Source organism: Pseudoalteromonas maris, from assembly GCF_049257235.1.
Classification (GTDB): domain Bacteria; phylum Pseudomonadota; class Gammaproteobacteria; order Enterobacterales; family Alteromonadaceae; genus Pseudoalteromonas.
In genome coordinates, this window is the sequence record NZ_JBMMUF010000006.1 from 133,451 (window position 1) to 158,148 (window position 24,698).

General features: G+C 45.9%; 26 protein-coding genes and 2 tRNA genes. 17 read left to right on the forward strand and 11 right to left on the reverse strand.

Annotated elements, in window-relative coordinates; genetic code table 11:
- The first annotated feature begins 9 nt into the window (after window positions 1-9).
- The 4 genes from nadE (at window position 10) to folX (ending at window position 2,648) form a co-directional block, all read left to right on the forward strand.
- Window positions 10-840 (forward strand): NAD(+) synthase, encoded by an 831-nt coding sequence (nadE, locus tag AAEU32_RS10395; RefSeq protein ID WP_421970455.1) that lies wholly within the window; start codon window positions 10-12, stop codon window positions 838-840.
- A gap of 162 nt (window positions 841-1,002) precedes the next feature.
- Window positions 1,003-1,710 (forward strand): dihydromonapterin reductase, encoded by a 708-nt coding sequence (gene folM, locus AAEU32_RS10400; RefSeq protein ID WP_421970456.1) that lies wholly within the window; start codon window positions 1,003-1,005, stop codon window positions 1,708-1,710.
- A gap of 11 nt (window positions 1,711-1,721) precedes the next feature.
- The gene (gene folE / locus AAEU32_RS10405) at window positions 1,722-2,276 is read left to right on the forward strand and encodes a GTP cyclohydrolase I FolE (protein ID WP_421970457.1); all 555 of its coding nucleotides are present in this window, start codon (window positions 1,722-1,724) and stop codon (window positions 2,274-2,276) included.
- 9 nt (window positions 2,277-2,285) lie between these two features.
- A complete protein-coding gene (gene folX, locus AAEU32_RS10410; RefSeq protein WP_421970458.1) occupies window positions 2,286-2,648 on the forward strand; it encodes a dihydroneopterin triphosphate 2'-epimerase in 363 nt (120 codons plus the stop codon).
- A gap of 10 nt (window positions 2,649-2,658) precedes the next feature.
- Here folX and AAEU32_RS10415 read toward each other — a convergent pair whose 3' ends face one another.
- Window positions 2,659-3,096, reverse strand: a complete 438-nt coding sequence (locus AAEU32_RS10415; RefSeq protein ID WP_421970459.1) for a YqaA family protein — start codon at window positions 3,094-3,096, stop codon at window positions 2,659-2,661.
- Window positions 3,097-3,138: 42 nt separating this feature from the next.
- Window positions 3,139-3,504 (reverse strand): DUF4870 domain-containing protein, encoded by a 366-nt coding sequence (locus AAEU32_RS10420; RefSeq protein ID WP_421970460.1) that lies wholly within the window; start codon window positions 3,502-3,504, stop codon window positions 3,139-3,141.
- 140 nt (window positions 3,505-3,644) lie between these two features.
- Here AAEU32_RS10420 and AAEU32_RS10425 point away from each other — a divergent pair, with 140 nt between their 5' ends.
- On the forward strand, window positions 3,645-4,115 hold the full coding sequence (locus AAEU32_RS10425) for a DUF2721 domain-containing protein (protein ID WP_421970461.1): 471 nt from the start codon (window positions 3,645-3,647) through the stop codon (window positions 4,113-4,115).
- A 79-nt stretch (window positions 4,116-4,194) separates the two neighbouring features.
- Complete coding sequence (locus tag AAEU32_RS10430; protein ID WP_421970462.1) at window positions 4,195-4,647, forward strand: c-type cytochrome; 453 nt, start codon at window positions 4,195-4,197, stop codon at window positions 4,645-4,647.
- A 66-nt stretch (window positions 4,648-4,713) separates the two neighbouring features.
- On the opposite strand, the gene AAEU32_RS10435 is transcribed toward AAEU32_RS10430, so the two are convergent.
- Both AAEU32_RS10435 and AAEU32_RS10440 read right to left on the reverse strand, forming a co-directional pair.
- Window positions 4,714-8,094, reverse strand: coding sequence for a S8 family serine peptidase (locus tag AAEU32_RS10435; protein WP_421970463.1), 3,381 nt, complete (start codon window positions 8,092-8,094; stop codon window positions 4,714-4,716).
- A 185-nt stretch (window positions 8,095-8,279) separates the two neighbouring features.
- Window positions 8,280-8,915 (reverse strand): cytochrome b/b6 domain-containing protein, encoded by a 636-nt coding sequence (locus AAEU32_RS10440; RefSeq protein ID WP_421970464.1) that lies wholly within the window; start codon window positions 8,913-8,915, stop codon window positions 8,280-8,282.
- A gap of 80 nt (window positions 8,916-8,995) precedes the next feature.
- On the opposite strand from AAEU32_RS10440, the gene AAEU32_RS10445 reads away from it, so the two are divergent.
- Both AAEU32_RS10445 and AAEU32_RS10450 read left to right on the forward strand, forming a co-directional pair.
- A complete protein-coding gene (locus tag AAEU32_RS10445; RefSeq protein ID WP_421970465.1) occupies window positions 8,996-9,715 on the forward strand; it encodes an AzlC family ABC transporter permease in 720 nt (239 codons plus the stop codon).
- Complete coding sequence (locus AAEU32_RS10450; RefSeq protein WP_421970466.1) at window positions 9,712-10,011, forward strand: AzlD domain-containing protein; 300 nt, start codon at window positions 9,712-9,714, stop codon at window positions 10,009-10,011. Before AAEU32_RS10445 ends, AAEU32_RS10450 begins: the two co-directional genes overlap by 4 nt.
- Window positions 10,012-10,038: 27 nt before the next feature.
- On the opposite strand, the gene AAEU32_RS10455 is transcribed toward AAEU32_RS10450, so the two are convergent.
- Complete coding sequence (locus AAEU32_RS10455; RefSeq protein WP_421970467.1) at window positions 10,039-10,230, reverse strand: PA3496 family putative envelope integrity protein; 192 nt, start codon at window positions 10,228-10,230, stop codon at window positions 10,039-10,041.
- Window positions 10,231-10,604: 374 nt separating this feature from the next.
- On the opposite strand from AAEU32_RS10455, the gene AAEU32_RS10460 reads away from it, so the two are divergent.
- Window positions 10,605-11,387 carry a YggN family protein gene (locus tag AAEU32_RS10460; protein ID WP_421970468.1) on the forward strand — a complete coding sequence of 261 codons (783 nt, stop codon included), beginning with the start codon at window positions 10,605-10,607 and terminating at the stop codon, window positions 11,385-11,387.
- On the opposite strand, the gene AAEU32_RS10465 is transcribed toward AAEU32_RS10460, so the two are convergent.
- Complete coding sequence (locus AAEU32_RS10465; RefSeq protein WP_421970469.1) at window positions 11,384-12,832, reverse strand: aminotransferase-like domain-containing protein; 1,449 nt, start codon at window positions 12,830-12,832, stop codon at window positions 11,384-11,386. The genes AAEU32_RS10460 and AAEU32_RS10465 overlap by 4 nt on opposite strands.
- 94 nt (window positions 12,833-12,926) lie before the next feature.
- Here AAEU32_RS10465 and AAEU32_RS10470 point away from each other — a divergent pair, with 94 nt between their 5' ends.
- Window positions 12,927-13,868, forward strand: coding sequence for a DMT family transporter (locus AAEU32_RS10470; protein WP_421970470.1), 942 nt, complete (start codon window positions 12,927-12,929; stop codon window positions 13,866-13,868).
- On the opposite strand, the gene AAEU32_RS10475 is transcribed toward AAEU32_RS10470, so the two are convergent.
- Window positions 13,865-14,740 carry a diacylglycerol/lipid kinase family protein gene (locus AAEU32_RS10475; protein ID WP_421970471.1) on the reverse strand — a complete coding sequence of 292 codons (876 nt, stop codon included), beginning with the start codon at window positions 14,738-14,740 and terminating at the stop codon, window positions 13,865-13,867. The genes AAEU32_RS10470 and AAEU32_RS10475 overlap by 4 nt on opposite strands.
- A gap of 280 nt (window positions 14,741-15,020) precedes the next feature.
- Between AAEU32_RS10475 and AAEU32_RS10480 the strand changes: the two genes are divergently transcribed.
- The 4 genes from AAEU32_RS10480 (at window position 15,021) to AAEU32_RS10495 (ending at window position 16,615) form a co-directional block, all read left to right on the forward strand.
- Window positions 15,021-15,161, forward strand: a complete 141-nt coding sequence (locus tag AAEU32_RS10480) for a hypothetical protein (protein ID WP_421970472.1) — start codon at window positions 15,021-15,023, stop codon at window positions 15,159-15,161.
- A gap of 159 nt (window positions 15,162-15,320) precedes the next feature.
- Window positions 15,321-15,411: transfer RNA gene (locus AAEU32_RS10485), tRNA-Ser, on the forward strand.
- Between the two features lie 23 nt (window positions 15,412-15,434).
- Window positions 15,435-15,527 (forward strand) — tRNA-Ser (locus tag AAEU32_RS10490).
- Between the two features lie 602 nt (window positions 15,528-16,129).
- Window positions 16,130-16,615: a DUF4124 domain-containing protein gene (locus AAEU32_RS10495; RefSeq protein WP_421970473.1), complete on the forward strand. Its 486-nt coding sequence runs from the start codon at window positions 16,130-16,132 to the stop codon at window positions 16,613-16,615.
- Here the strand turns inward: AAEU32_RS10495 and AAEU32_RS10500 are convergent.
- Window positions 16,607-17,716, reverse strand: coding sequence for an aminotransferase class V-fold PLP-dependent enzyme (locus AAEU32_RS10500; RefSeq protein WP_421970474.1), 1,110 nt, complete (start codon window positions 17,714-17,716; stop codon window positions 16,607-16,609). The genes AAEU32_RS10495 and AAEU32_RS10500 overlap by 9 nt on opposite strands.
- A 3-nt stretch (window positions 17,717-17,719) precedes the next feature.
- A complete protein-coding gene (locus tag AAEU32_RS10505) occupies window positions 17,720-18,892 on the reverse strand; it encodes a PrnB family protein (protein WP_421970475.1) in 1,173 nt (390 codons plus the stop codon).
- Between the two features lie 122 nt (window positions 18,893-19,014).
- Here AAEU32_RS10505 and AAEU32_RS10510 point away from each other — a divergent pair, with 122 nt between their 5' ends.
- The 3 genes from AAEU32_RS10510 to AAEU32_RS10520 all read left to right on the forward strand — a co-directional run bounded on the left by AAEU32_RS10510 (window position 19,015) and on the right by AAEU32_RS10520 (window position 22,060).
- The gene (locus tag AAEU32_RS10510; RefSeq protein WP_421970476.1) at window positions 19,015-19,497 is read left to right on the forward strand and encodes an Lrp/AsnC family transcriptional regulator; all 483 of its coding nucleotides are present in this window, start codon (window positions 19,015-19,017) and stop codon (window positions 19,495-19,497) included.
- A gap of 64 nt (window positions 19,498-19,561) precedes the next feature.
- Window positions 19,562-20,899, forward strand: a complete 1,338-nt coding sequence (locus AAEU32_RS10515; protein WP_421970477.1) for an alpha/beta hydrolase — start codon at window positions 19,562-19,564, stop codon at window positions 20,897-20,899.
- Between the two features lie 6 nt (window positions 20,900-20,905).
- Window positions 20,906-22,060: a GNAT family N-acetyltransferase gene (locus tag AAEU32_RS10520; protein WP_421970478.1), complete on the forward strand. Its 1,155-nt coding sequence runs from the start codon at window positions 20,906-20,908 to the stop codon at window positions 22,058-22,060.
- Here AAEU32_RS10520 and AAEU32_RS10525 read toward each other — a convergent pair.
- Together AAEU32_RS10525 and AAEU32_RS10530 are read right to left on the reverse strand one after the other, a co-directional pair.
- On the reverse strand, window positions 22,037-22,630 hold the full coding sequence (locus AAEU32_RS10525) for a DUF938 domain-containing protein (protein WP_421970479.1): 594 nt from the start codon (window positions 22,628-22,630) through the stop codon (window positions 22,037-22,039). The two genes, AAEU32_RS10520 and AAEU32_RS10525, sit on opposite strands and share 24 nt — an antisense overlap.
- A complete protein-coding gene (locus AAEU32_RS10530; protein ID WP_421970480.1) occupies window positions 22,620-24,686 on the reverse strand; it encodes a S9 family peptidase in 2,067 nt (688 codons plus the stop codon). The genes AAEU32_RS10525 and AAEU32_RS10530 overlap by 11 nt, the downstream gene beginning before the upstream one ends.
- Window positions 24,687-24,698: the final 12 nt, after the last annotated feature.

Consider the following 24,698-nt stretch of genomic DNA (forward strand, 5'->3'; position numbering starts at 1 on the left):
GGGGGAGTTATGCGAGCCGACATCGTTGCCGAAATGAAGGTGCAACCAACTATTGATATCGACCATGAAATTGCGCGCCGTGTGGCATTTATCAAACATACACTGCAGCAAGCGCATTGCCACTCTTTAGTATTGGGGATCAGTGGTGGTGTAGATTCCTCCACGTGTGGTCGTTTATGTCAATTGGCTGTTGATGAACTCAATGCTGAGCATGACACCCAGCAGTATCAATTTATTGCAGTTCGTTTGCCCTATGGTGTGCAAGCGGATGAAGACGAAGCCCAGCTTGCGCTAGACTTTATCAAACCAAGTCAACGTGTAACCGTAAACATTAAACCCGCTGCCGATCACATGCACGAACAAGTGTTGATGGGCCTTGCAGAAACTCAATTAGCGTTGCCTGCGCAAGCTCAAGTCGATTTCGTCAAAGGCAATGTAAAGGCTCGTCAACGCATGATTGCCCAATATGAAATTGCTGGCCTCACTCAAGGTTTAGTTGTTGGTACCGACCACAGTGCTGAGAATATCACTGGCTTCTACACAAAATTTGGTGACGGTGCGTGCGATCTGGCCCCATTATTTGGTTTATCAAAGCGCCAAGTACGCGCGCTTGCTAAGGCGCTGGGCGCTCCGCAAACACTGGTGCAAAAAACGCCTACTGCCGACTTAGAGTGTGACCGCCCAGGTCTTGCTGATGAAGATGCACTGGGGCTGAGCTATGACCAAATAGATGACTTCTTAGAGGGCAAAACTCTCAGCCAAGACGTTGAAGATAAAATCATTGGCATTTATTTACGCACACAGCACAAGCGTAAGCCAATCCCAACTATCTACGACTAAACCTCACCTCATATTAAGGGCAACGCCAGCTTCACTTGCACGGCGTTACCCTTAATATTGTTACCCTCGCACTGATCCTCCGTGTATTTATCTGCGTAAACACTGCAATCCTTTCATCATTTGTTTATAGTTAGTGTTAATTAGCCTAACTAACAGGAAGTTATGTCCTTTCCTATATTGATAACCGGAGCAGGCCAGCGCATAGGGCTTGCCCTAGCAAAACACTTCGCCAATCTAGACCATGAGGTCATCATTACCTACCGCACTCGCCACAGCGCCGTGGACGAGTTAGCGAGTATGGGTGTCACGTGTATTGAAGCGCACTTCGATAGTGATCAGAGCATCAAAGCATTTATCGATGAGCTCAAGCAGTGCACCCCTAAGCTCAGAGCAATTATTCACAATGCGTCAAGCTGGGATTGCGAGGCTAATAACCGTGACTACGCGCAGTTATTCGACAACATGATGCGTATCCATGCCAAAGTGCCCTATTTAATCAATCAATACTGCGAAGACATGTTACACCTTGAAGATGGCCCCGCTGATGTGATCCATCTCACTGATTACGTAGTAGAAAAGGGCAGCCCCAAACATTTGGCATATGCAGCCTCTAAAGCAGCATTAGATAACTTTACCAAATCATTCGCAGCGAAATGGGCTCCCCATGTAAAAGTCAATGCAATTGCACCGTCTTTGATTATCTTCAATGATGATGATGATGCCAGCTACAGAGAAAAAACGCTGCGCAAATCACTCATGGGGATAGAGCCTGGTTGCCAAGAAATTATCGCCGCCGTTGAGTTGTTACTTAACAGCAACTACATCACTGGACGCAGCCTCGCTGTTGATGGCGGCCGTCATTTAAAATAAACGAGAACACTATGCACGACGAATTGAAAAATAGTTACAAAGAAATCATTTCAGCCGTTGGCGAAGACCCGCAACGCGAGGGCTTGCTTGATACGCCAAAGCGCGCAGCCAAAGCCATGGAATATCTCACCAAAGGCTATCGCCAAACACTGGACGAGATCACCAATAATGCGGTGTTTACCTCAGACGCTGACGACATGGTATTGATTCAAGATATTGAGCTTTACTCAATGTGTGAACATCACCTACTGCCTTTTGTAGGTAGAGCACATATCGCCTACATTCCAAATGGAAAAGTGCTGGGTTTGTCTAAGTTTGCTCGCATCGTGGATATGTACGCTCGCCGCTTCCAAATTCAAGAACAACTGACGCACCAAATAGCGCATGCGGTTGAACAAGTCACAGGTGCCAAAGGTGTTGGTGTAATTGTTGAAGCCAAACACATGTGTATGATGATGCGTGGAGTTGAAAAGCAAAACTCCAAAATGCGCACGTCGGTCATGTTAGGCAACTTCCGCACTGATTCAAAAACCCGAAATGAGTTCTTGCAGCTAGTCAAAAATTAAGGGAAGCCGATGACCAATGCCATCATTAATGTCACCAATTTACGCTTGCGTACATTTATCGGGTTTAACCCCGAGGAGCGTGAAAAAAAGCAGGATGTGGTGATCAATATTGAGATTCACTACCCAGCAGACAAAGCCTGTGAACAAGATGCTGTAAACGAAGCGCTGAATTATAAAACCGTAACCAAAGCGGTTATCAGCCTTGTTGAGCAAGGGCAGTTTTTGTTGCTCGAAAAGCTCGTGGCTGAAATTTTAGCGCTGTGTCACACCCACCCAAGCGTGCACTATGCTAAGGTGCGTGTTGATAAACCACATGCGTTACGCTTTGCAGACTCGGTGTCGTTAACACTCGATTGGCATCGCCCAGAATAATGCTCTGGCGCTACGCAAGTAGCGCCTCTAATCCCAAAGCCATGGCAATGACGACAGCGTATCGCAACCCCTTGCCTATGGTCACTAACACCAAGAACAAGGTAAAACGCACCCGAAATACCCCGCCTATTAAGGTTAGTGGATCGCCCACCACTGGCAACCATGCAAACAACAGGCTGTAAACGCCATAGCGGTTGAACTGCTGCTGCGCTTTGTGCAGTGCTTTGGGCGAAACCGGAAACCATTTTCTATCGGCAAAGCGCGTGACCTGAGTGCCCAACACATAATTCACGCAACTACCTAAGACATTGCCAACAGTGGCGCTGAGCCACAGTAGCCACAAAGAATATTCCCCAGTGACAATCAGGGTACTTAGCACCACCTCCGAAGAACTCGGAAATAAGGTTGCAGAGATGAATGCGCTTAACAATAAGCTCCAATATGCCATGGTAGAACATTCACCTTATACACTTTTCAAAACGTCGCTATTTTACAGAAATTTTATACTCAGAGGATAAGAAAACTCTTTTCCTTCATAAGCCTTAATCGACGCAATGACCACCATAATCAACGAAAATAACGCCACAATAGGCAGCAAAATAACGCCGATCACCACAAACACTAAAATAAAGCTCACCACATACGCAATGAGCATGGTCAACTGAAAGTTCAAAGAGTCACGCCCGTGACGGTCCACAATGGGCATTTCGTCTTTTTTGACCAACCACACAATAAGCGGGCCTAATACAGCTCCTAGGGGCACAATAAAACCAGCCAAGGCAGACAGGTGGCACAACATCGCCATGGTGTTTTCATCACCTTGTTTATTATTATTCTCGGGTAGTACCGGTTCCATGCTAATTCCTTTAAAAATTAATCGAGCTTTCAGGATTACCGCTTTAGAATCATTTGTCTAGCATTCGCATCAAACATTCCTATGCGAGTCATCACCTTAGCGATACACTTAAGCATCCACTCATTAGATAAGGAGCCTTTGTGAGCACTGACGTTGTCAACATTCTTACTATGGCAAAAGTAATACAAACAGCCGTTGCGCCTGTATTTCTTATTACTGGCATCGCAGCTACTTTGGGCGTTCTGTCTAATCGACTCGCGCGCGTGACAGACCGAGCTCGCACCTTGGAGCGCAAACTCAAAGTCAGTACTGATGATGAGCTGAATCACTCTTTAACGACCGAACTGCGAGCGCTGTTAAAGCGTGCTCGTTGTATTCATATCGCTTTTAGTTTGAGCGTACTGAGCGCAACCCTCGTGAGCGCCGTAGTAATGTTGCTGTTTATGGCGAACATCCAGTCGATTAACTTAGGTACTGCCATCGCTGTGTGCTTTATGATAGCCATGTTGTTGCTAATATTGGCATTTATCTCGTTGCTAGCCGAGGTATTCTTGGCAACACGCAGCATGCGCAGAGGGATGATCTTTGCTGATGTAGACGTAGGCGAATAGCCTGTTCATCTGTATTAGCTTGTTTTCACAATGCCGCTTAGGTAAAAAGGGCATACATTAATAATAAAGGGCAAATGGAATGAAACTTCACGCAATCATTACAGCAGTGGCACTAAGCGCTGCTTCATCAACAGTTCTTGCAGACTCAGTGTTTGAAAAACCAGAGGACGCAATCGATTATCGCCAATCTGCTTTTTCAATTATTCGCGTACAAATCGGGGATATGGGCGACATGCTCAAAGGTAAAGTACCTTTCGATGCTGAGCGCTTCGCGCAACGTGCAAATAATGCCGCAGCATTGTCGCAAATGCCGTGGGAAGCATTCGTAGCAGGTACTGATCAAGGTGATACCGCAGCACTCCCTGCAATTTGGGAAGACCGAGCAACATTTGATGCCAAGGCAAATGCTTTTGCACAATACGCACAAGAGCTCGCCGTTGCAGCACAAACGGGTGACAAAGAACAGATCGTCCCGGCATTTCAAAACTGGGCGAAAGGCTGTAAAGACTGCCACAAGTCATTTAAAGACTAACAGGCAAACACACCTGCAATAAAAAACGGCGCTATTTAGCGCCGTTTGTATTTCCAACTAGATATATTAGCCCTTACGGCGACGTAGCCATAATGCTGGTGCGAGTAACAATGTGAACCAACCCCATGTGCCTGAGCTAAGATCATTCTTAGGTGACACGATAGGTTGTGGCTGTTCAGACGCCTCATCACGCAGGTTATTCACTTTAACAACAACATGCGCTTCATTTGAGATGTTACCTGTTGAGTCAGTTGCAACAACGGTGAAGTCAACTTGCTCTAAGCCATTATCAAAATCTAACTGCTCTGAATTAGCAACTACCACATCACCATTATCGCTGATGCTAATCGCTGTAGATGTCGAGCTTGTCACGATGAACTCTGAAATAGCTCCTGCTAGCGGCGCATTTCGCATGGCTGCTAGTGAACCAATCACCGTACCATTTGCTGTATTCTCATCAACTGAGAACTCAGCGTCAGCTAGGCTTGGTGCTACAGTCATGTCCTCACGAGGGTTTGTCACTACCGCAGCAGAGCCAGATGTAGACAATACTGTAAAGTTCGCATCAGCAAACAAGAATTGCGCGCTCTCACCTGGCGCTAGGCTAGTTACTTCATCACCTTGGGCATCAACAGCCATTGCGACGATACGCGCAGGACTGAAGTCATAGCTACCGGTCGCGCTATCAACTGCACCCATGCCAGTGCTATCGTAATAACCTTCACCCACACGGAAGCGCACAGTTGCATTCACTGCACCTAAATCTGAAGCGGCAAGACCGAAGTCCTCAATACAGTTTTGTAGAGTTACAAAGTTAGTGCCGGCATCAAAGTATAAATTATTCAATGTGTTTGCTGGCACTGAGTAAGTTACTGGGTATGGAGGAACACCACTACCTGCAAATGAACGATAGCTCAGAGAGTGCGAGCGTGCATCCCATTGGCCATCACTGTCTAAGTCATAATCCGCCGCAAAGTTACCGATAAAGTTCGAAGTAATTGCTTGGTTTAAGACAATCGTCGTGAATACACCATAGCCAGAGCCACAGAATGATGTGGGTACTTGTAGTGTCTCCACACTACCCGCCACAATATCCAGACGCTCAGCATCACCAGCTTCATCTGTTGCTGTGTTTTCAACAATCACAGGAACAAAGTCAGTTGCGCCTTCGTTTGTTACGGTGTAAACCACGCCGTCTTCTGTTTTCTCGGCGCCGAATACAGGCTTTGCAGCAGCACGCGGTAATACATGATAAACCATATGCAATGCATGCTCACCGCCTTCGTTGAATACAAGCGCGCCATCAAGCTCAGAGCTTGTTAGTAATGCACCCGCATCGCTCGACCACGAATTGCTGAAGTCAACTTGCCACTGCGGCAAATTAGCCGGGTCGATGGTTACTGTCACGTCAAACTCAATTGTTTGGCCTGCAGGAACGGTCACTGACGATGGGAATTGCGCTGAAATAGCCCCTGATTCGGCATCATCATCAAAGCGGTGCTGCCATGCCAAATCATATGTTTTCGCTGAGTTAGAGAAGTTTTTCACCTGCACTGTTTTAGTCATGGTGGTCACTTCACTTAGGCTCTGCAAACCGAATGATAATGCAGCTTGGCGCGTGTCTTTCGCCCATGCAGCAACAGGTAAGTTAGCCGCTTTTTCTACATCCACTAGACCCGAGCCAATCAAGCTGATTGGTGCAAGCTCTGCATTTTCATCCAATGCGCGCGGAGTCAAAGTAACGTCTAGGTTTGCCGCATTCATGATAGTGGCTTTTAGCTCAAGCGCGTTACGCTCTGGCAATGCCTCTTTTAGAATACTCATCGCACCTGCTGTAATAGGGCCAGAGAAAGAAGTCCCTGATGCACCGGTTAAAGCAGTTCCGGTACCCGGTGAAGCCGTCATAATGTTCACACCCGGAGCTGTGATTTCAGGCTTAAGAAGGCCACTTACAGAAGGGCCTCGTGAAGAGAAGCCTGCTACCGCACCAGATGTTACAACCGGCTCAATGCTCACACTGAAGCTCGCACCGTCTTTAATCTGCATGCCCGTTGCGTAGCTGACGCCCACAGATGGAATGGTTACATTACTGTCAAAACCGCCCATAGGTGCTGGTGTGCCATCGTCATTGTTATTAGCAATGATCACAAATGCCGCGCCCTTGTCTTGCGCTGCAAGTACTTTTTGGGTGAATGCACAGCCGCCACGGTCAATAATTACTGCTTTACCGGTAAAGTCGATGCCATCAGCAAACGCAGCACACGCTGTTTGGTTTGCATCTGGATAAACCACTTCTGTGTCATCGCTGTTAAAGCTGAACGCGTCCATTGGGCCAAAGCTCGCCGCTTGGAAAGTTGCCTCTTCTGAGTTTACAGTACCAGTCGCGTTTAATACTTCATCGGTTGGGTGAGTCATTGCGCCAACAGATAAAGCATGCTCAGTGGTACTTGGACCACCAACGATAAAAGGAATGTCGTTGTCATTACCCGCAGAGATCACGAGGTTTGTGCCAAGCGCAACAGCACGGTTGATAAATAGACCTACCGCAGTTTCTGCGATATCGCCATAGTCTCCACCAAGAGACATATTCACTACATCTACGCGATCAGAAATATCTAAATCGCCATTAGGGTCCATGGCCGCCTCAAGCGCACTTAATTGCGCAGCACCTGAACAGAATTGCGCACATACAGAGTACACGTAGAGGTCCACATCAGGTGCGATACCAGATACAGAGTGAGATACGTGCGTGCCGTGGCTTGTGCCGTTATCAATTGGATCTGGGTCCATGTTAACGAAGTCATAACCACCTTGCACAATACCTTGAGGCCACGTTACAGACTCATCAGCAATCGCTGCTGCATAAGCCGCGGCTGTACCCTCACCACCGAACGCTGCGTGAGTGTAGTCAATACCCGTATCAAGTACGGCGACTTTAACGCCGCTTCCGCTTGCTATGCCATTAGCAACCAACGGCGTCGCTTTTACATAATCAGCACTATCTGCAACACCTAGCTCGTAGTTGTACACAGGGTAGATGGCTTTCACATCTTCGTGTTGTTCAAGCTGACGGATTTCATTTTCATCACCATCAACAACAAGCGCATTAGCCAACTTTGAAGTACGGAACAAAACATTAACGTTTAAGTCCATGTTTTGCATGTCGTTCATTACGCGCTGCTGAAGATCATTAATTTCTGAACTTGCAGCCGCCTGCTGAGGCTTGCTCACGCTGTATAGGTGCTGGCCGTTTAACTCTACGAGCCAGGCTTCAGCCTGCTTTTGTTGTTCTTTAAATTCAGCAACTTGCCTTTCTACTAGAGGCTTATTTTGTGGGTCGAATAGTTTGGTTTGTTCACCTAGGGTTGCACTGGCTGCTTGGGCGCTTACCAATGCAGATGAGATGCCCAACGCGAGTGCGCTAAGACGAATATTGTTGTTATTCATGTTTCACTTCCTAACTAGTTGTTCCATTTTTGTTTTATCCCACGTGTACTATAAACAAAAACAAAATCGTGACAACATGACACACATGTAAACAGGGAGTTAAATACCGTTCAGCACCATGAAAACTAATTAAAAAGCATTAATATCATAAGCTTATAGATTTGTAACAAATCTTTACAAACGAGCTAAAACAATGCGATGAACGGTTGATAGCCCCATGTGAACATAATGAGTGCAAAAATAGCAACAAAGATAACAAATGCAGGCCAGCTTGGTTTAATTACAACCTTTTGATTTATTTGGCTATTACGCCCAGTAACCATGGCAGGTACCAGCTTCTTCCCGCGCAGAGCATAAAATACAATCGCCGCAATATGCAGACCGATAGCAATCAGTAGCAGATCAAAATTCTGTTTATGCCAAGACGATGCCCACTCTACCCATGCGTAAGGCACATATTGCACCAGCGGTCCATCAGTGAGGATATCGTCGGTAGTCATAAATCCCGTCGTTACCTGCACTAAAACAAGCACAAAGAACAGCAATACCATATAACCACCAGCAGCATTATGACCTGCGTTCACATCACTCGAACGTAATGCCTGCACCACCGCTTTTGGACCATTAAGTAATGCCGATAAACGCGCTGTGTCACTACCAAATACGCCCCAAACAAGCCGTGTAACCAGTAATGCGGTGGTTGTATAGCCAAGTACAAAGTGCAGCTCCATTAACCCTTGCTCAGCAGAGACATATAGCCCCGCTAGGCATGCCACTAACGCCCAATGAAAAAACCGTACAAACCCATCCCAAACTTTCATAGTCACTCCGTCTCTTTTTAAACGCCACTGATTATGCCAAAATCTGGGAACAGAGCGAAATATACGCGGTCAGTTTTTATATGTCTCACAATAATAATGGCAAGAACCAACGCACGCTGCATCGCGCCGCGTTTATAAAGGGACAGCTCGATATGATGCCGCTCAATTTAGCCGTATTACCTTGGGGTATTTTGTGTGGCTCTTTGGCGATGCAAAATGGCTTTAGCGCACTCGAAGCCCAACTTATGTCCTTACTGGTTTTTGCAGGTTCAGCACAGCTGGTAGCAATTGAACTCATAGCCAACAACACGCCATTGCTCACCATTGCTATTACCACATTCATCATCAGCTCACGGCATTTTTTATATGGCCTCGCGGTAAGACAAAAAGTCATCGCACAGCCGCTGAGGTGGCGGCTCCCTGTTAGCTTTGTGCTTACCGATGAACTCTTTGCTTTTTCCCACCACCGCAAAGCGTACCAAAATAAAACGCGCCTTATTTATGCACTGAGCGCGGGCTTTAGCTTCTATGTTTTTTGGAATATCTGGACATTGCTAGGCATAGTGGCAGGTTCACTGTTGCCTGATTTAACTGATTTAGGTCTCGACTTCGCCATTGCGACCACCTTCATTGCATTGGTGATCCCATCCATTAAAAATAAAGCGACCTTAGCGTGTGTCATTGTCTCGGGCGTGTGCGCCGCAACCTTAAAGTTTTTAGGGGTAGACATGTGGCTGGTGTTCAGCGCTTTGTTGGGAATGAGCTGCGGCTACGTTTTATCTAAAGGTGCATCATCATGATCACTACCATTTTGATGATGGCCGTCATTACCTTCTCTAGTCGTTATCTATTTCTGCATCGCTCATTGGGCTTTAGTGTTGGCCCAAAGCTGCAGCGGTTTTTAAGTTTTAGCGCCCCAGCCGTACTCACTGCTATTTGGGTGCCTATTGTATTGTTGCCTGATGGTCAATGGCACCTCAGCTATACCAATCCCTATCTCATAGCGGCAACAATAGCGATTATTACCGCTTATAAAACAAAAAGTATCTATGCCACAACCATACTGGCTATGGCAGTGTTTTTCGTGCTGCGTTAACGGAAAAAGGGGCATAAAGCCCCTTTTTTATTCTTCATTCAGATAGTCGTCAAAATCATCATCGCCGAGATTCTTTCTGAGCCTGCGCTGCTCTAAATAATCATCAAGCTTTTTTTTCACTTTGCGCTTACGACGGTCGTTTTGATTGCGTCCCATCGCTTCGTATTCATCTTCAACAAACTCGTCTTCAAACGCATCATAGGAATAAGTTTTACCCACAATACACTCCAATAAATCAAAACAGAGATCAATGCAGCTACGGTGTAGCGCACCGAATACAGGGCATCGCCCTATCGAGTGAATTAATAGCTGTTAAAGATAAATGTTGAAAGTGAGATCTTTTTATCGTTTCCATAAAATTTTTCGATGAAACGATAGCGTTTATCTTCTTTTCGGACATATCCACGAATATAAAGCCCAACGACAGCCGTAACCAATAAGTGAAATTTTGACTAAATATTAGCTAATTTAACTAAGTTCACAAACTGCACTTACCCGACAAAAATCATAAATCGCTGAAATAAAACAAATAAATTAATTGGCACCGAAATTGAATTGTCTAGCTCGTCAATACTTCAACAGGAATTTTAACAATGAAAACGACCACATTAGCTGTTATCTCTGCATTGAGTGTTTCTGGCGCAGCATTTGCCAAAGATGATAATTCAATTTCTTTTGGCTCAGAACAATGCAGTATCGAATTTACCAATGACGTTCGCATCGAGCCTCAACGCCTACAAATCACCAACGCCAATAACCAGCACCTAGTCTTTGAAAATGGTCAGTTGGAAATTGATGGCGAAATAATGAACCTGACCTCAGAGCAACAAGAAGCGGTTGCAAACTACGTTGATAGTGTGCGCACGCAAATGCCGGAAGTAGCTCAAATTGCCCTTGATGGCGTGAAAATCGCGGGCGTAGCCATTGAAGAAGTTGGCGCAGCGTTTGGCATTCAGCACAACGACGCACTAACAGAGCTCGTCGATCAAATTGGTGTAAACATTGAAGACACTTTTTATCAAAACGGCGCCTTTGTTATGGGCAAACAAAGTTTTGAGCAACTCGGTAATGATATTGAAAACCAGTTCGATGAAGACTTTGAACAAGCCATGGAGCAAGCTGTATTGCAATCTATCGGTGGCATTCTCGTATCACTTGGCACACAAATGATTGGTGCCGGTGGTGATATGGATGAATTCGAGCAACGTATGGAGCGTCTTGGTGAGCAAGTTGAGCAGCGTGTTGAACTGCAAGCTGCAAACATTGAAAAGCGTGCCGACGCCCTATGCATTACCTTCACTGAGCTAGCCGCACAAGAACAACAGCTGATCACCATGATCCCTGAACTTAAGAGCTATCAGCTGCTTAGTAACTAATTACCCTTTCGCACTTGCTGGCAGAGCGCGCCCAACCGCGCTACTGCCTTTTCTACTTCATCACTCCAAACCAAACCAAAGCTTAACCGCATGCATTGGCGGTATTTATCAGTGGCACTGAATATAGCACCCGGCGTGATACTAATGCCGTTATCCAAAGCAACATGAAATAGCTCAACCACATCAAACTGTGTAGGTAACTGTAGCCACAGCACACAACCGCCCTGCGGATTAGTCATGCGTGTACCTTCAGGAAAATGTTTTTGCACCAAAGCCCTCATGCGCTCTTTGTTAAGTGCTAAGCGCTGGCGCAATACTTTAAGATTTTTGTCATAGTCGCCGCTGTTAAGAAATTCACTTAATGTCCATTGGTTCATGAGCGACGATGAGCAGCTCATTGCTCGCTTCAGTCGCCTTGCCTTAGGTGCATATTTGCTCGCGATAAGCCAACCTATACGGTAACTTGGAGCAGCCGTTTTAGAAAACGAAGAGCAGGTAATCACATTTCCCGTACTTGAGTAATATTGAGCTGGTTTAAGGTCGTGATTCTCATACGCCAATTCACCGTATACATCATCTTCAATGAGTACTGCTCCATGACTTTCGATTACCCGCACTAATTGCTGTCGTCGCTCATCATTCATTCTTGAACCGAGCGGATTGCTGATCGCCGTGGATACAATACATGCTTTGATGTCATGTTGGGCGAATGCGCGCTCTAAGTCCTCTACACACATACCTTCTTGCGGGCACAATGGGATCTCAATCACTTTTACACCTAAACTTTCCAACATTTCGACAATGCCGAAGTAGCAAGGTGATTCGATAGCTACGATATCGCCCGGTGAAGTCACACAACGAATCGCAATATGTAACGCTTCTTGAGCACCGTTAGTAATGATCAATTCGTCACTATTGACGCCTAGGGCACAATCCAAGTAGCGATTAATGATCTGCTTTTTTAAGGCACCAAAACCGTCGGAGGGGCCATAATTTATCGCTTTGTGCCCTGCCAAATTCATTACTTTGCGCATGGTGCGACTAAGCACTTTATCAGTGGGGCTGGCTGCAACTGGATTAGCAATACCTAGCGGCACGACACCGGGTCGATGCAACCCCTCAAACACCTGCTCAATCAAGGCTTGCTTGTTTACTTCAACCGGACTCTTAGTCACTGAGGTGCGCCGAGGCTGACTGCAGGCCTTATCCAACGCATTAAGGTAAAAGCCCGACTTTTCGCGGGCACTGATCACACCTTGGCGTTCCAGTTCTTGGTAAGCTTGCTGCACAGTAGGAATACTGACAGAAAGTTTTTGTGCCATATTGCGCAAAGATGGCAGCTTTTCTCCTGCACTTAGCGTTCCATGCAATTGCATATCTTTTATTAAATCAATTACTTGCTGATAAAGGTAGGTTGCGCGTTGTTTGTTGACGATCCGTGACATAACAATCTGTATAGGTATAAATAGTTAAATTCTGTTTATGTACAGTATACAAAATAGTCGTAGAATACCAGCTTTAAACATGTGGAATAGCGCCATGAAAAATGCCTTACTCTATTTTTTTACTGTCTTAATTTGGGGTTCAACATGGCTCGCCATTGAATTTCAACTTGGGGATATCGACGTTCAAGTGTCTTTATTTCTGCGTTTTGCGATAGCGGCTTTGATCATGTGGGCATTTGTTTTAGTAAAGCGATTACCAATGAAATATAGCGCTCAAGATCATGGCTTTTTTGCTCTGTTAGCCTTGTGTAACTTTGGTGCGAACTATCTCATTTTGTACTGGGCGCAACATTATTTAACCTCAGCAATGAGCTCTATTGCATTTAGCACCTTGTTGCTGATGAATATCCTCAATACCCGCTTGTTCTTCAAAAAGCCCATCGCAAAACGTATCTACTTTGGCGCACTAATGGGTATTGGTGGCATCGTGATCCTTTTTTGGCCTGCCATTGCAACATTGGATTTAAACAACGAGATACTACTTGGTCTGTTGTTGTGCCTAGGTGGTACTTTGGTTGCGTCAATCGGCAATATGGTCAGCGTACGTAACTCACGCGCACACGTTGGCATCTTACAAGGCAATGCCTGGGGGATGTTCTACAGCACATTGGGCTTGCTAGCGTTTGTACTATTTAGCGGCGTAAGCTGGAACCTTGATAGCGCGCCAACAAGTTATTGGATATCACTATTGTACTTAAGCACCTTCGGTACAGTGATAGCGTTTGCTTGTTATTTTGTCTTGTTGAAGAACATAGGACCAGAAAGGGCTAGCTATGTGATTGTCCTATTCCCGCTCGTTGCAGTCGTACTCAGCACCCTATTTGAAGGGTTCGTATGGCAACTTAACACAGTATATGGCTTTGCATTGGTGTTACTAGGAAACGCCATAGTCTTAACGCCATTTGATGAAATAGCCGCATTTTTTGCACGCTATAAAGCAACCAGAGCGGTACCTCGTGCAACCACCGCCCCTTAGGGCGTGCTGACTTTAGGTATTACAAAACGTAGCGCGTGTTTATGTAACTTAAAGGCGGCTGGAGATAGACCAACATATTCTCCATCCGCCTCTATGCCTATGTTCGGTGTACTCACCACCACTTCGTGCGCGCTAAACTGCTCAATATGAGATAAGTTGACATGCTTGCCTGCATAGCTCAAAAGCAGTGCATACACTTGTTGCCAAAACGACGCTTTGCCAACATGAATACCACTTAATTGCTCACCTTGAATATGCGCTTGAGGGGCAATGTGCATACCTGCACCAAAGAATTGCCCATTGGCAATACACAGCATCAAAGACTCTCGCCTATGCGCTTTATCATCCATGGTAAAATTAACCACTGGCGGTACATAGCGATATAAGTGCCTCAATCCCTTGATGGTATAACTCAAATGCGCGAAGAGTCCGCTTTTTGCCTCACTATGCTTTACAACCTCGGCATCATAGCCAACCCCAGCAATATTAATAAAATAGCGCTCATTCACCTGAGCCACGTTAATTGGCGTACTTTTTTCACTCAACGCAGCCGCGATCCATTGCTGTGGTGAGCAACGCCATTGGCGGGCAAAATCGTTGCCACTACCACATGGAACCAGCGCCAGCTCAACATCAGTATGCGCGAGTGCATTTACAGCTAAATTCAGCGTACCATCGCCGCCCAGCACAATAACGCGATGCACTCGCGACAAGTGGTGTCGCAAACTGTGTACATCAGCCAAAAAGTCGCCACTGGTAGCCATGTCAATATATTCCCGATTGACCTTTTCGAGCTGTGTCCGTGTTGCTCTTAGAGCCGCATTAGCCTGTAAAGGGTGATATAACAACAGACAGACATCTTTTTGCGCCACTAAAGCCACCTTAATAACAAATTTGATTCATGTGAATAGATATGCAGACTATGTCATATAAATCCGCAACTCAAGACAAAAACTCTCTATGAATAAGGCTCTAAGGCTATTCATTGATATCATATTCATGCAATTCACGTTTCGATAAAAAGTTAACAATACATTAATCGCATTAGATAAATTAATTCGAATGGGCCAGTTTTTATCGTTTTATTTTTAACCAAATCGGTTGCAAAATAGCCTTGTTTTCAACCACGGGCACAAACGAGAGTAGGCAACCATGAAACCAGTAAACACATTAGATCAAACAGTCGCACACCAAGTCGCAGTAAAGCCAAGCAAACGCAAAGCGAAGATGATGGCAAAATTGAACCGTTTTGGTAAAGAACTCGCCTTGAGCGGTGTAGTTCGTTACAAGTAATTAGTTTCACTAATGTTACTTTGTGGTGCTAAGACGCAACCAGCTTGGCACCAAATCCTGCAAATTTTTCTCCTTGGCCGCTGAAATAGCACAAAAATACAGCAAACGATTCATTTCCTATTTACACCAGCAGCTCGCCTCAGTATTATCCTACCCCATGGAGAGATGGCTGAGTGGTTGAAAGCACCGGTCTTGAAAACCGGCATACGTTAATAGCGTATCTAGGGTTCAAATCCCTATCTCTCCGCCAAATTTAACAAACTGATTCGCGCCGGAGAGGTGGCCGAGTGGCTGAAGGCGCTCCCCTGCTAAGGGAGTATAGGGTTTGTAGCCCTATCGAGGGTTCGAATCCCTCCTTCTCCGCCATTAGTCATAAAAGAACCCCCTTAATGGCGGTTTTTTTATGACTAAATTACGAGTAGGCGGACTTGGTTTGGACCCTCCGTTCGACAAAATGTCAGGAACATTTTGAGCCGCGCAGGCGCCCGCAGGGGCGAGTGCTAGGATGCACGAGCGCTTATCCCGAATCGAAGCCATTAGTTATGATAAAAAACCGCGCTTAGACGCGGTTTTTTGCTTTTCGGCGTTCAGTCGCAAGCGTCCGGCCTTCGGCGTCTCAAAACTGCGAAGTTGCACTTCGGTTTTTTCGACCCTTCTCCGCCATTAGTTTTAAAAGAACCGCCTTTGTGGCGGTTTTTTTATGGCTAAATTACGGGTAGGCGGACTTGGTTTGAACCCTCCGTTCGACAAAATGTCAGGAACATTTTGAGCCGCGCAGGCGCCCGCGAAGGTGAATGCGGCTGCAAGTGCGGCTGCAAGCACGAACTCATCGGCCACTCTCGGTGATTGATTTGCCAAAGATTTTTTTGCCTAACTCATTCAACCACTTAGATATTTTCCAAGTCCAGTATTGCTTTTGGGCCTCAAGCTTCTAGAATCGTATTAAGTGATCCCTACGGACAGGATATATGAAAAACTTTTCTTTGGTCATCGCACTCACAGCTTTGGTATCAATTCCAAGCTATGCGGCGGTGTACAAATGCACCATCAATGGCGTGGCTACATTCAGCCAGCTCCCATGCGGCAAAGACGCTCAAGTTATCAATGTAAGAGCGAGCAAAGCGCCTGCTAGTGATGAGCAAGAAAAGCCTGATGATCCAAACAGCGAGGTTGATACATATATCACCAAGCGCAATATTGATCGTCGCATTGCTATGCATGAACACAATATCAAAAGCTTTGAAGAGCGGATGAGAAGTGACTTAGACAATATTGATGGTATTAATCAAGCGACGGCCAATTATCTTGGCGCAAACTCTATTGATGAGGCGAAAAAGAAACAGGCGGATGTGATCCGCAGCAACTACTCATCACTCATAGAACGTGAACAAAAAGTCATTCAACAGCTCAAAGATGAGAAAGCGAAAATAGACGAAGCGGCTAAATCAAACTAGCCGCTGCAGTAAAGAGTTCAGACGCTCCACATCATCCATATCGTTATATATGTGAAATGAAATGCGTGCTCCCAAATGGCGTTGGTCGGCACTAATATTGTGAGCCTGAAGCTGTGCCATCAATGCTTCTTGTTTGTCTCCTGCATGCACGATGACTGTTCCACTGCGCTCATGAGCAGCAATTGGTGAGACGACAAATTGCGGATGCGCATCAATCAATGCCTGTTGCAACGCCAAATTGTGCTCACGCACCTTATCTACACCAAATTCATTGAACCACGCAATGCTGTGAGCGGCGAGGATGTATGGCTCAACACTGGGTGTACCACCCCAAAAGCGCAGCGCACTATCATGATAGGCAAAGTGATGAATATCGAACTCAAATGGATTTTGATGCGAAAACCACCCTACGTCTTTAGGCTCACACAGACCAAGCTGCTGTTCATTCACCCACAAATATGCAGCACCGGGGCCGCCACACAACCACTTAACGCTTGAACCAATCATAAAGTCAGGCTGCAAATGCGATAGGTCAATATCGATAATACCTGCAGCTTGCGCCACATCAACAAGGCTCAATACACCTTGGCGCTTTGCCAAACCGATAATATCCGCGCTCGGTGCTTGCTTGCCTGAATTTGAATACACTTGAGAAATAAACACCAAATCAATCTCTGGTGTTAAATAACGCTCCCATACATTGGCGTCACATACATCTACGCTGGCTGGGATAAACACAAACTCACTGCGTTCTGCGAGTGACTTTTGCAGCGCAAAGCCCATGCTTGGAAAGTCTTGCTCAGACATCAGTACTTTGCACTTAGCTTTGTTCAGCCGAGGGTGAGCGTGCACAAGCTTAGTTAGCGCACTTGATAAGTTAACCTGAGGACAAAACAGTTTAGCTTCGCTATTAAACAGGGTTGCGAGTTGCTGTGTGAAAGCATCCACACCGCCAAGCCACTGCTGCCAAGGCTCAGTTTTCCCTTGCTCCCATGGCGCAAAAAAAGCATCGCTGAAGTGTTGCTTTGCGCTGTGCAATGGACGGCCAACTGAGTGACTCAGTAAATAGGTGCTATCGGGTAAGATAAATTGCTCTTTCATACTCTAGTCCAACAACTCTGTTAAGCGCGTAATATCATTGTAGCGTGTGAATATATCATCTCTTGGTCGCGCTGCACGACGATCTCGTAACTTCTCGAGCTGGGCGAGCAATACCGGCAGCGGCGGACCACTGGCTGTTACTTTTTCTTGATGCGATGTGCCTAAGTCTTGATTTGGAATGCGGATGTACTTTTCAACCAATTGATTATGGTGCTGAATGGCAGTTTGCCCATGCAGCTTGCACACTTTTAAGAAGGCACGCAGGTTCTCTTGGAACCACGATGATGTGTGATGTTCTTCGCCGACCTGTAAGAACTCATCCATAAATGAGGGCAAACGCATACAGTGGCGCAGCACTTGTTGGTCTTCTGGCATCATGTAGAGGAACTTATCTACCAACATTTGCGAATAGCTAGTCTCGTTTGCTTGGCACAGACCTAACAACATATCTATAACGTTAATACCTGCAAAATCACCGGCGTTAGCACCTCGATAAACCTCTTTACCTACACGATATGGCTTGTAGTAAGGACGAACACAATAGAAGAAACGATCGGTATCAAGGTTTTGGAAGAGGTAATTATTACTTTGCATCACATCTTTGAGCGCCTGTTCTACCACAGCCAGAAGATCAGCTGCGATAGGATGTGAAATACCCAGCGGCTGTAGTCGCAATAACGCATCAGCGGCGCGCTTATAAGCAAGAATACCTTTGGTATTGTAATCCACAAACAGCTTTTCATCTTCAAGGTCAGTAAAGCGTTTATAGAGACCATTTACAGCACTGTTATGCGTACAAAGGTGTGCGGTTGCAAAGCGTGGTGTCACACCGATAGACGCGCCAATATGCATTGCTAGTGTGGATGCATCAAGCAAAGGTGAGTGCGTTTCGCGCGATGGTTCAGTAATTTCATGACGGCGGCATGCCGCCATAAACAAACCTACATTACCCAGCAAATCAAATGCATGGTCAAAGCCTTCGTCAGTGTTGCCCTCAGCAACCAAATGCTTAATCAACGCATTCCCTTCATCTACGAGTTGCTGCTTTAGCGCATCGCCAACACCCTCGACGTTTGCTCTGTCTTCTTGCTGCCAATAGATGTCTTCAAGTTGGTTGTTGATCTCAACAAAGTCATTGCGCATCCAGGTATCAAATGCTCGGCTATGGGTTGTCATGTCTTTACTCTATAAAAGCCCAATAATGGCAATAAAATAACACAGGGTGACAAGTGGAATTACTTAACTTTCATCTTAAAACAAGGCTATAGTTAGTGAAATACTGCAATAAATTTAATTTTATGAGTGATGATAGCCAAAAAATAAAAATTGATAGCAAAGATCTGCAACTCTTAGCGCTTTTACAGCAAGATGGACGCATGCCGGTTAGTGAACTTGCACAACAGATTAACCTATCGGACACCCCCGTGATCCGCCGTATTAATAAGCTGCAACAAGCAGGATATATTCAGGGTTATCACGCACGATTAAACACACAACTACTTGATTACACTATCTGTGTATATGCCTTGGTGAAGCTCACACAAAACTCCGCTGCAGCGGCCAATCGTTTTGAAGATCACGTAGCAGGCTTTGTACAAATACAAGAGTGCTCGGTGATCACTGGGGAATATGATTATTTGCTAAAAATAATTGCTCGTGACTTAGCCAGCTATGAGCTATTTGTTAAGCACTCACTTGGAGCATGTGGGGATATCGGCGCGATTGAGTCAACCGTAGTACTAAAACAGACATTTTCTCGCTGGCAAGTACCATTGGATTAACCACTAGTCGACACTCTCGCCCTTTGTTATTGTCATTACTATAAACGCCATGAGGATCAGCGTGATGCGCTTATTTTTATTTATCTTTTTGAGCTCTTTGAGTACCACCAGTTGGGCGCAAAACTGTTTAACCCATATCAGTGACGTTGACTTTATTATGGCGTCGAAAAAAGCAGGAAGTTATCGCTGGGTACAGGACAACACAGTCGATAAGTTTGATTTAACAAGCCTGCCTGAGTTTAGCCGTTACCTCGCTTACGCTCGCCAAGTCATCAATGCTCGCAATCCACGCGCGAGCTGGTTATGCCCCATCAACACACGCACAGTGCGTTTATTGCAAACGCAAAATCAGCTTGGCGATACATTGCAAGTCGTTGATTTACTGAGCCCATTTGAATTAAAACGCGCCGACTCGAACAAGGTTGCTCTACTATTTCATGGCTTAACCGATTCGCCTTTTAGTTATCATTCACTTGCAGCCTTTTTCTATGAGCAAGGATATAACGTGCGCACTGTGCTGTTACCAGGCCACGGTACGGCGGCAAGTGATCTACAAGAAACTGATTTTGAGCAATGGCAGGCAATCACTCACTATGCTATTTCCCGCACCAGCAAAGACTACGACGAGATTGTTGTGGGCGGTTATTCTACTGGAGCAGCACTAGCAATTGCTCACCTTGCAGAAAACCCCGTGCCCAAACAGGTAAAGGCGATGATGTTATGGTCGCCAGCAACAGAGCCTCACAATAAAAATGGTTGGCTTTCTAAATGGGTTGACCTGATCCCATTTGTAAATTGGATAGACGAAGATGCTGACATCGACTTTGCCAAGTATGAGTCTTTTGCATTCGCGGCTGCAACATTAGCTCATGAGGCTATGCGCCGCATAAAAGCAGACAAACTTGCGAAGAAAACACTGCCTAACATCCCGTTATTTATCGCGCAAAGTGATGTAGACACAACGATAGATGCAACCGCGACCCTAGCGCTTGCAGGCGCTTGGTATAACCCAGAGAAAAGACCCAAAACACGCAATAATTTACTCGTTTATTACGGTGACAAACGCACCGCCACACAAGCACTCAGTGAACACTATCCCATCGTTAACTATCAGTGTCAGCAGGGTATACCGCCGTGTAATAACATCATTGATTTGTCACACATCAGTGTGATCAATTCCCCACAACATCCGTATTATGGTGAGTTAGGGCAATATCGTAACTGCGGTTCGTATCTAGATGATGATGCGCTGTACAAACGGTGTAAAACCGCCCCTCATGTATTAGTCGGCGAACGCACTGCGGCTAACTTAGATAAGGGTGTGCTAAAGCGCCTTACCTACAACCCTTTCTTTAGTGAACTAGAGCAGGACATGCGTCGCTTTTTAGCGCAACTAGAGTAATCATCTATGCAACAAATGACGGCGCAGTTTTTCACCAGTGCACAGCAGGTTGGCAAAGACCTATGGTGCTCTGTGTTCGACGCTAAGAGCGACCCTTTTTCACGCTACGAGTTTATTCATGCTCTCGAGGAAAGTGGCTGTGTGAGTGCGAAAACGGGCTGGCAGCCGTATCATCTAGGCTTGTATAGACAAGATACATTGGTGGCGTTGTGTATTGGTTACATCAAAAGCCATTCCTATGGCGAATACGTATTCGACTGGGCGATTGCGCAAGCCTATGAAGATCATGGGTTTGATTATTACCCAAAATGGATTTGTGCCATCCCTTTTACTCCTGTAACCGGACAGCGTATTGCAATCGCCGATGGCATTGATAGCCAGCAAGCACTCCATGGCATCAAAGCAGCGCTTGAACATCAAGGTGCTCAGCAGGGATGGTCTGGGTGGCATATTAACTTTTGCGAACCAGAGCTCGCTGATGCCCTAGAGCGATTGTCATGCAGTCGGCGCAAGACAGTGCAATTTCAGTGGCAAAATCACAATTACCAGAGCTTTGAAGATTTTTGCCAGCACCTTAAGTCACGTAAACGTAAAAGCATTATTAAGGAAAGACGAGCGGTTGCTGATGCTCATCTGCATATTGAAGTGCTATGCGCTGATGACATTACCAGTGAACACATGACGCTACTGAGCCGCTTTTATCAGCGCACTTACTTAAAACGTTCTGGCCATTTGGGTTATTTAAGCCCGCGATTCTTTACACTATTGTGGCAGTCTATGCGTAGCAATTTAGTGGTAATTTGCGCATCCAAAAGTGAAGACAGTACACCGGTTGCAGCGAGCTTATTTGTCCGCGATGACGATACTCTGTACGGGCGATACTGGGGATGCAGTGAACACTATGATCACTTACATTTTGAATTGTGTTATTACCAAGGTATTGATTATTGCATTAAACATCGGCTCAGCTACTTTAATGGCGGAGCCCAAGGTGAGCACAAAATAGCACGAGGCTTTACACCTCTATACACCCATTCTTGCCACTACTTTTTAGACAGCCCTTTCACTGAGGCTATCGACGACTTCTTTGCACGCGAAAACGCCCAACACAACTTGTATAGACAAGATTGCGAAAAGCTATCTCCTTACAAAATGGAGTAAGCGATTATTTGCCGGCATCGCTACATCTGCACATAACTCAAGTCCTTGCTGTTGCGCCAATGTCACTATCCATTGCTGATCTCGTAGCCCGCTGTGCGGATCTCGTGCACGTAAATTGGCATCAAACTGGGCGTTACTGACACTGGTATACTGGCCGTGGTAATTGAAAGGACCATAAATACACAGCACTCCGGACTTACTAAGGTGTTTTCCTACGCCTTGGAAAAATGCCCGCACGAGCTCCTCACTTACAATATGTAAGGTGTTAGCAGTGAAGATGCCATCAACTTGTTCAACGGGCCAAGGTGCTGCTAAATCAAGCGCTAAAGGCGGGAGGATATTATCGCTGTCAGCGAAGCGGATCACCTCTTCAATTAAGCCATGGTTATACGCTAAATCACTCGTTTGCCAGTGCAAATGTGTCAGCCGAGGGGCAAAATGTAAGGCATGCTGACCAGTACCAGAGCCAATCTCCAGAACATTTTTGACCTGTGCAAACATCTGCGTTAGCTGCTCCAAAATGGGCTGCTTGTTGTTCTCGCATGCCTGCGAGAGGCCACTAATCTTCATAGCCTAACGCACAAAGGAAAAAGTTAAACTCCAGCGCTTTTTCTTCTAGGCTTTTAAAGCGCCCAGACGCACCACCATGGCCACTGTCTAAATCAGTTTTAAATAACAGTAAATTATCATCGGTTTTGTATTCACGCATTTTCGCCACCCACTTCATCGGCTCCCAATATTGTACTTGAGAGTCGTGCAGGCCTGTGGTCACAAGGGTATGAGGATAGTCCTGAGCCTTGATGTTGTCATAAGGAGAATATGCAGCGATAGTGTGATAATCCTGCTCGTCATTAGGGTTGCCCCACTCGTCATACTCGTTAGTTGTAAGTGGAATTGACTCATCAAGCATCGTCGTGAGCACGTCTAAAAACGGCACATGACAGCCAATCGCGCGGTACAAATGAGGCGCTTGGTTCATTACCGCCCCCATCAGTAGCCCTCCGGCACTGCCGCCACTGGCGCACACTTTATCGGCTGCGCCATAGCCTTGTGCCACCAGGGCCTTGGTCACATCAATAAAGTCGTTAAAGGTATTTTGTTTATTTGCAAGTTTACCTGCCTCATACCACTGGCGGCCCAGCATTTCACTGCCGCGAATGTGGGCGATAACATACACAAATCCGCGATCTAACAGGCTTAAAATGCCACTCGAAAAGCTTGGGTCAATCGTGATGCCGTAGGCGCCATAGCCATATTGAAGTAATGGATTAGTGCCATCTTTTTTAAAGCTATCACGGCGATACACGAGTGACACTGGCACGTTAACGCCATCACGCGCAGTGATCATTAAGCGTTCACTTTGGTAGCTGCTTGCATCAAATTGACCTTGCACTTGTTGCTGTTTTAACAAGGTGCGCTCGCACGTTTGCAAATCAAATTCGTACAAACTGCCAGGGGTTGTCAGGCTGCTATAGTAAATGCGCGCAGTAGTAGAGTCTGGCTCAGGATTGATGCCAACACCGGCATAATAACACGGGTCATCAAACTCCAGCGTTTGCCCCTCACCACTTTGCACCGCGTTGTCATGAGGGTAAACAACAAAGCGTATTTGCCCTTGTTCACGCTCGGTCACCAGCCAAAAGCGATGGAATAATTCAACACCTTCAAGCAACACGTTATCACGATGAGCGATAAGCTCTTGCCATTTTTGTGGCTGCGCAATAGTGTGCTCAGTTGCCTGCATTAAGCGAAAGTTTTTAGCATTTAAATTACTGACGACATAGAAGTACTCACCCAACTTGTCGACATCATATAGATGAGAGATTGTGCGCGGCATAAGCTCAACAGCATGCGCTTTTGGGTCATTAGCGTCTAGCACAAAGGTATGGCTTGTCTCTGTCGCCTCTAAGTCGATAAAGATGAGGCTTTCATCACGACTTTTACCTAACCCCATGTAAAAACTACGGTCTTTCTCTTCGTAAACGAGCTCATCATGTGCTTGTTCTGTCCCCAAGCGATGACGAAATACCTGATACCCGAGTAAAGTTTGAGGGTCTTTGCGCACGTAGTACACGGTTTGATTATCGTTTGCCCATACAATTTGCCCTTCGCAATTATGCAGCTCGTCCTCGAGGTAATTACCCGATAGCAAATCTTTGAACTTCACTTGGTAAACACGACGCCCACTGACATCTTCACAGTAGGCTAGTAGTTGCTCATTCGGGCTGACTGCCATATCGCCAAGATCGTAAAACTCATAACCCTCGGCGAGCACATTTACATCCAGCAACAGCGTTTTATCTTGGCCATCAAAAGTGGATGCGCGAAAGTGCTTCGCGTACTCCAGATCGCCCGTTACTTCGCTGTGATACCAATATTTACCATCTCGCACAGGCACGGTGTTGTCATCTTTTTTAATGCGTGCTTTGAGCTCTTCAAACAGTGCATTTTGGCGAGCTGAAGTGGGGGCAAGTTGCGCATCGCAATAGGCATTCTCGGCTCGCAAGTGACTCAGTATTAACTCATCTTCGCGGTCATCATCACGCATCCAGTAATAGTCGTCTTGACGTCGATGGTTATGATTTTCTAAAAAATGGGGAATTTTCTTAGCAATGGGAGCGCGCACGAACAACCTCTG

Bases quoted from the DNA above. Each gene is read 5' to 3' on its own strand.
- AAEU32_RS10460 (WP_421970468.1), top strand. From the start codon at position 10,605: ATGAAAACGACCACATTAGCTGTTATCTCTGCATTGAGTGTTTCTGGC.
- AAEU32_RS10440 (WP_421970464.1), bottom strand. From the start codon at position 8,915: ATGAAAGTTTGGGATGGGTTTGTACGGTTTTTTCATTGGGCGTTAGTG.
- AAEU32_RS10450 (WP_421970466.1), top strand. From the start codon at position 9,712: ATGATCACTACCATTTTGATGATGGCCGTCATTACCTTCTCTAGTCGT.
- AAEU32_RS10495 (WP_421970473.1), top strand. From the start codon at position 16,130: ATGAAAAACTTTTCTTTGGTCATCGCACTCACAGCTTTGGTATCAATT.
- AAEU32_RS10445 (WP_421970465.1), top strand. From the start codon at position 8,996: ATGTCTCACAATAATAATGGCAAGAACCAACGCACGCTGCATCGCGCC.
- AAEU32_RS10520 (WP_421970478.1), top strand. From the start codon at position 20,906: ATGCAACAAATGACGGCGCAGTTTTTCACCAGTGCACAGCAGGTTGGC.
- folX (WP_421970458.1), top strand. From the start codon at position 2,286: ATGACCAATGCCATCATTAATGTCACCAATTTACGCTTGCGTACATTT.
- AAEU32_RS10465 (WP_421970469.1), bottom strand. From the start codon at position 12,832: ATGTCACGGATCGTCAACAAACAACGCGCAACCTACCTTTATCAGCAA.
- AAEU32_RS10500 (WP_421970474.1), bottom strand. From the start codon at position 17,716: ATGAAAGAGCAATTTATCTTACCCGATAGCACCTATTTACTGAGTCAC.
- nadE (WP_421970455.1), top strand. From the start codon at position 10: ATGCGAGCCGACATCGTTGCCGAAATGAAGGTGCAACCAACTATTGAT.
- AAEU32_RS10430 (WP_421970462.1), top strand. From the start codon at position 4,195: ATGAAACTTCACGCAATCATTACAGCAGTGGCACTAAGCGCTGCTTCA.
- AAEU32_RS10505 (WP_421970475.1), bottom strand. From the start codon at position 18,892: ATGACAACCCATAGCCGAGCATTTGATACCTGGATGCGCAATGACTTT.
- AAEU32_RS10470 (WP_421970470.1), top strand. From the start codon at position 12,927: ATGAAAAATGCCTTACTCTATTTTTTTACTGTCTTAATTTGGGGTTCA.
- folM (WP_421970456.1), top strand. From the start codon at position 1,003: ATGTCCTTTCCTATATTGATAACCGGAGCAGGCCAGCGCATAGGGCTT.
- AAEU32_RS10525 (WP_421970479.1), bottom strand. From the start codon at position 22,630: ATGAAGATTAGTGGCCTCTCGCAGGCATGCGAGAACAACAAGCAGCCC.
- AAEU32_RS10420 (WP_421970460.1), bottom strand. From the start codon at position 3,504: ATGGAACCGGTACTACCCGAGAATAATAATAAACAAGGTGATGAAAAC.
- folE (WP_421970457.1), top strand. From the start codon at position 1,722: ATGCACGACGAATTGAAAAATAGTTACAAAGAAATCATTTCAGCCGTT.
- AAEU32_RS10510 (WP_421970476.1), top strand. From the start codon at position 19,015: ATGAGTGATGATAGCCAAAAAATAAAAATTGATAGCAAAGATCTGCAA.
- AAEU32_RS10515 (WP_421970477.1), top strand. From the start codon at position 19,562: ATGCGCTTATTTTTATTTATCTTTTTGAGCTCTTTGAGTACCACCAGT.
- AAEU32_RS10480 (WP_421970472.1), top strand. From the start codon at position 15,021: ATGAAACCAGTAAACACATTAGATCAAACAGTCGCACACCAAGTCGCA.
- AAEU32_RS10435 (WP_421970463.1), bottom strand. From the start codon at position 8,094: ATGAATAACAACAATATTCGTCTTAGCGCACTCGCGTTGGGCATCTCA.
- AAEU32_RS10415 (WP_421970459.1), bottom strand. From the start codon at position 3,096: ATGGCATATTGGAGCTTATTGTTAAGCGCATTCATCTCTGCAACCTTA.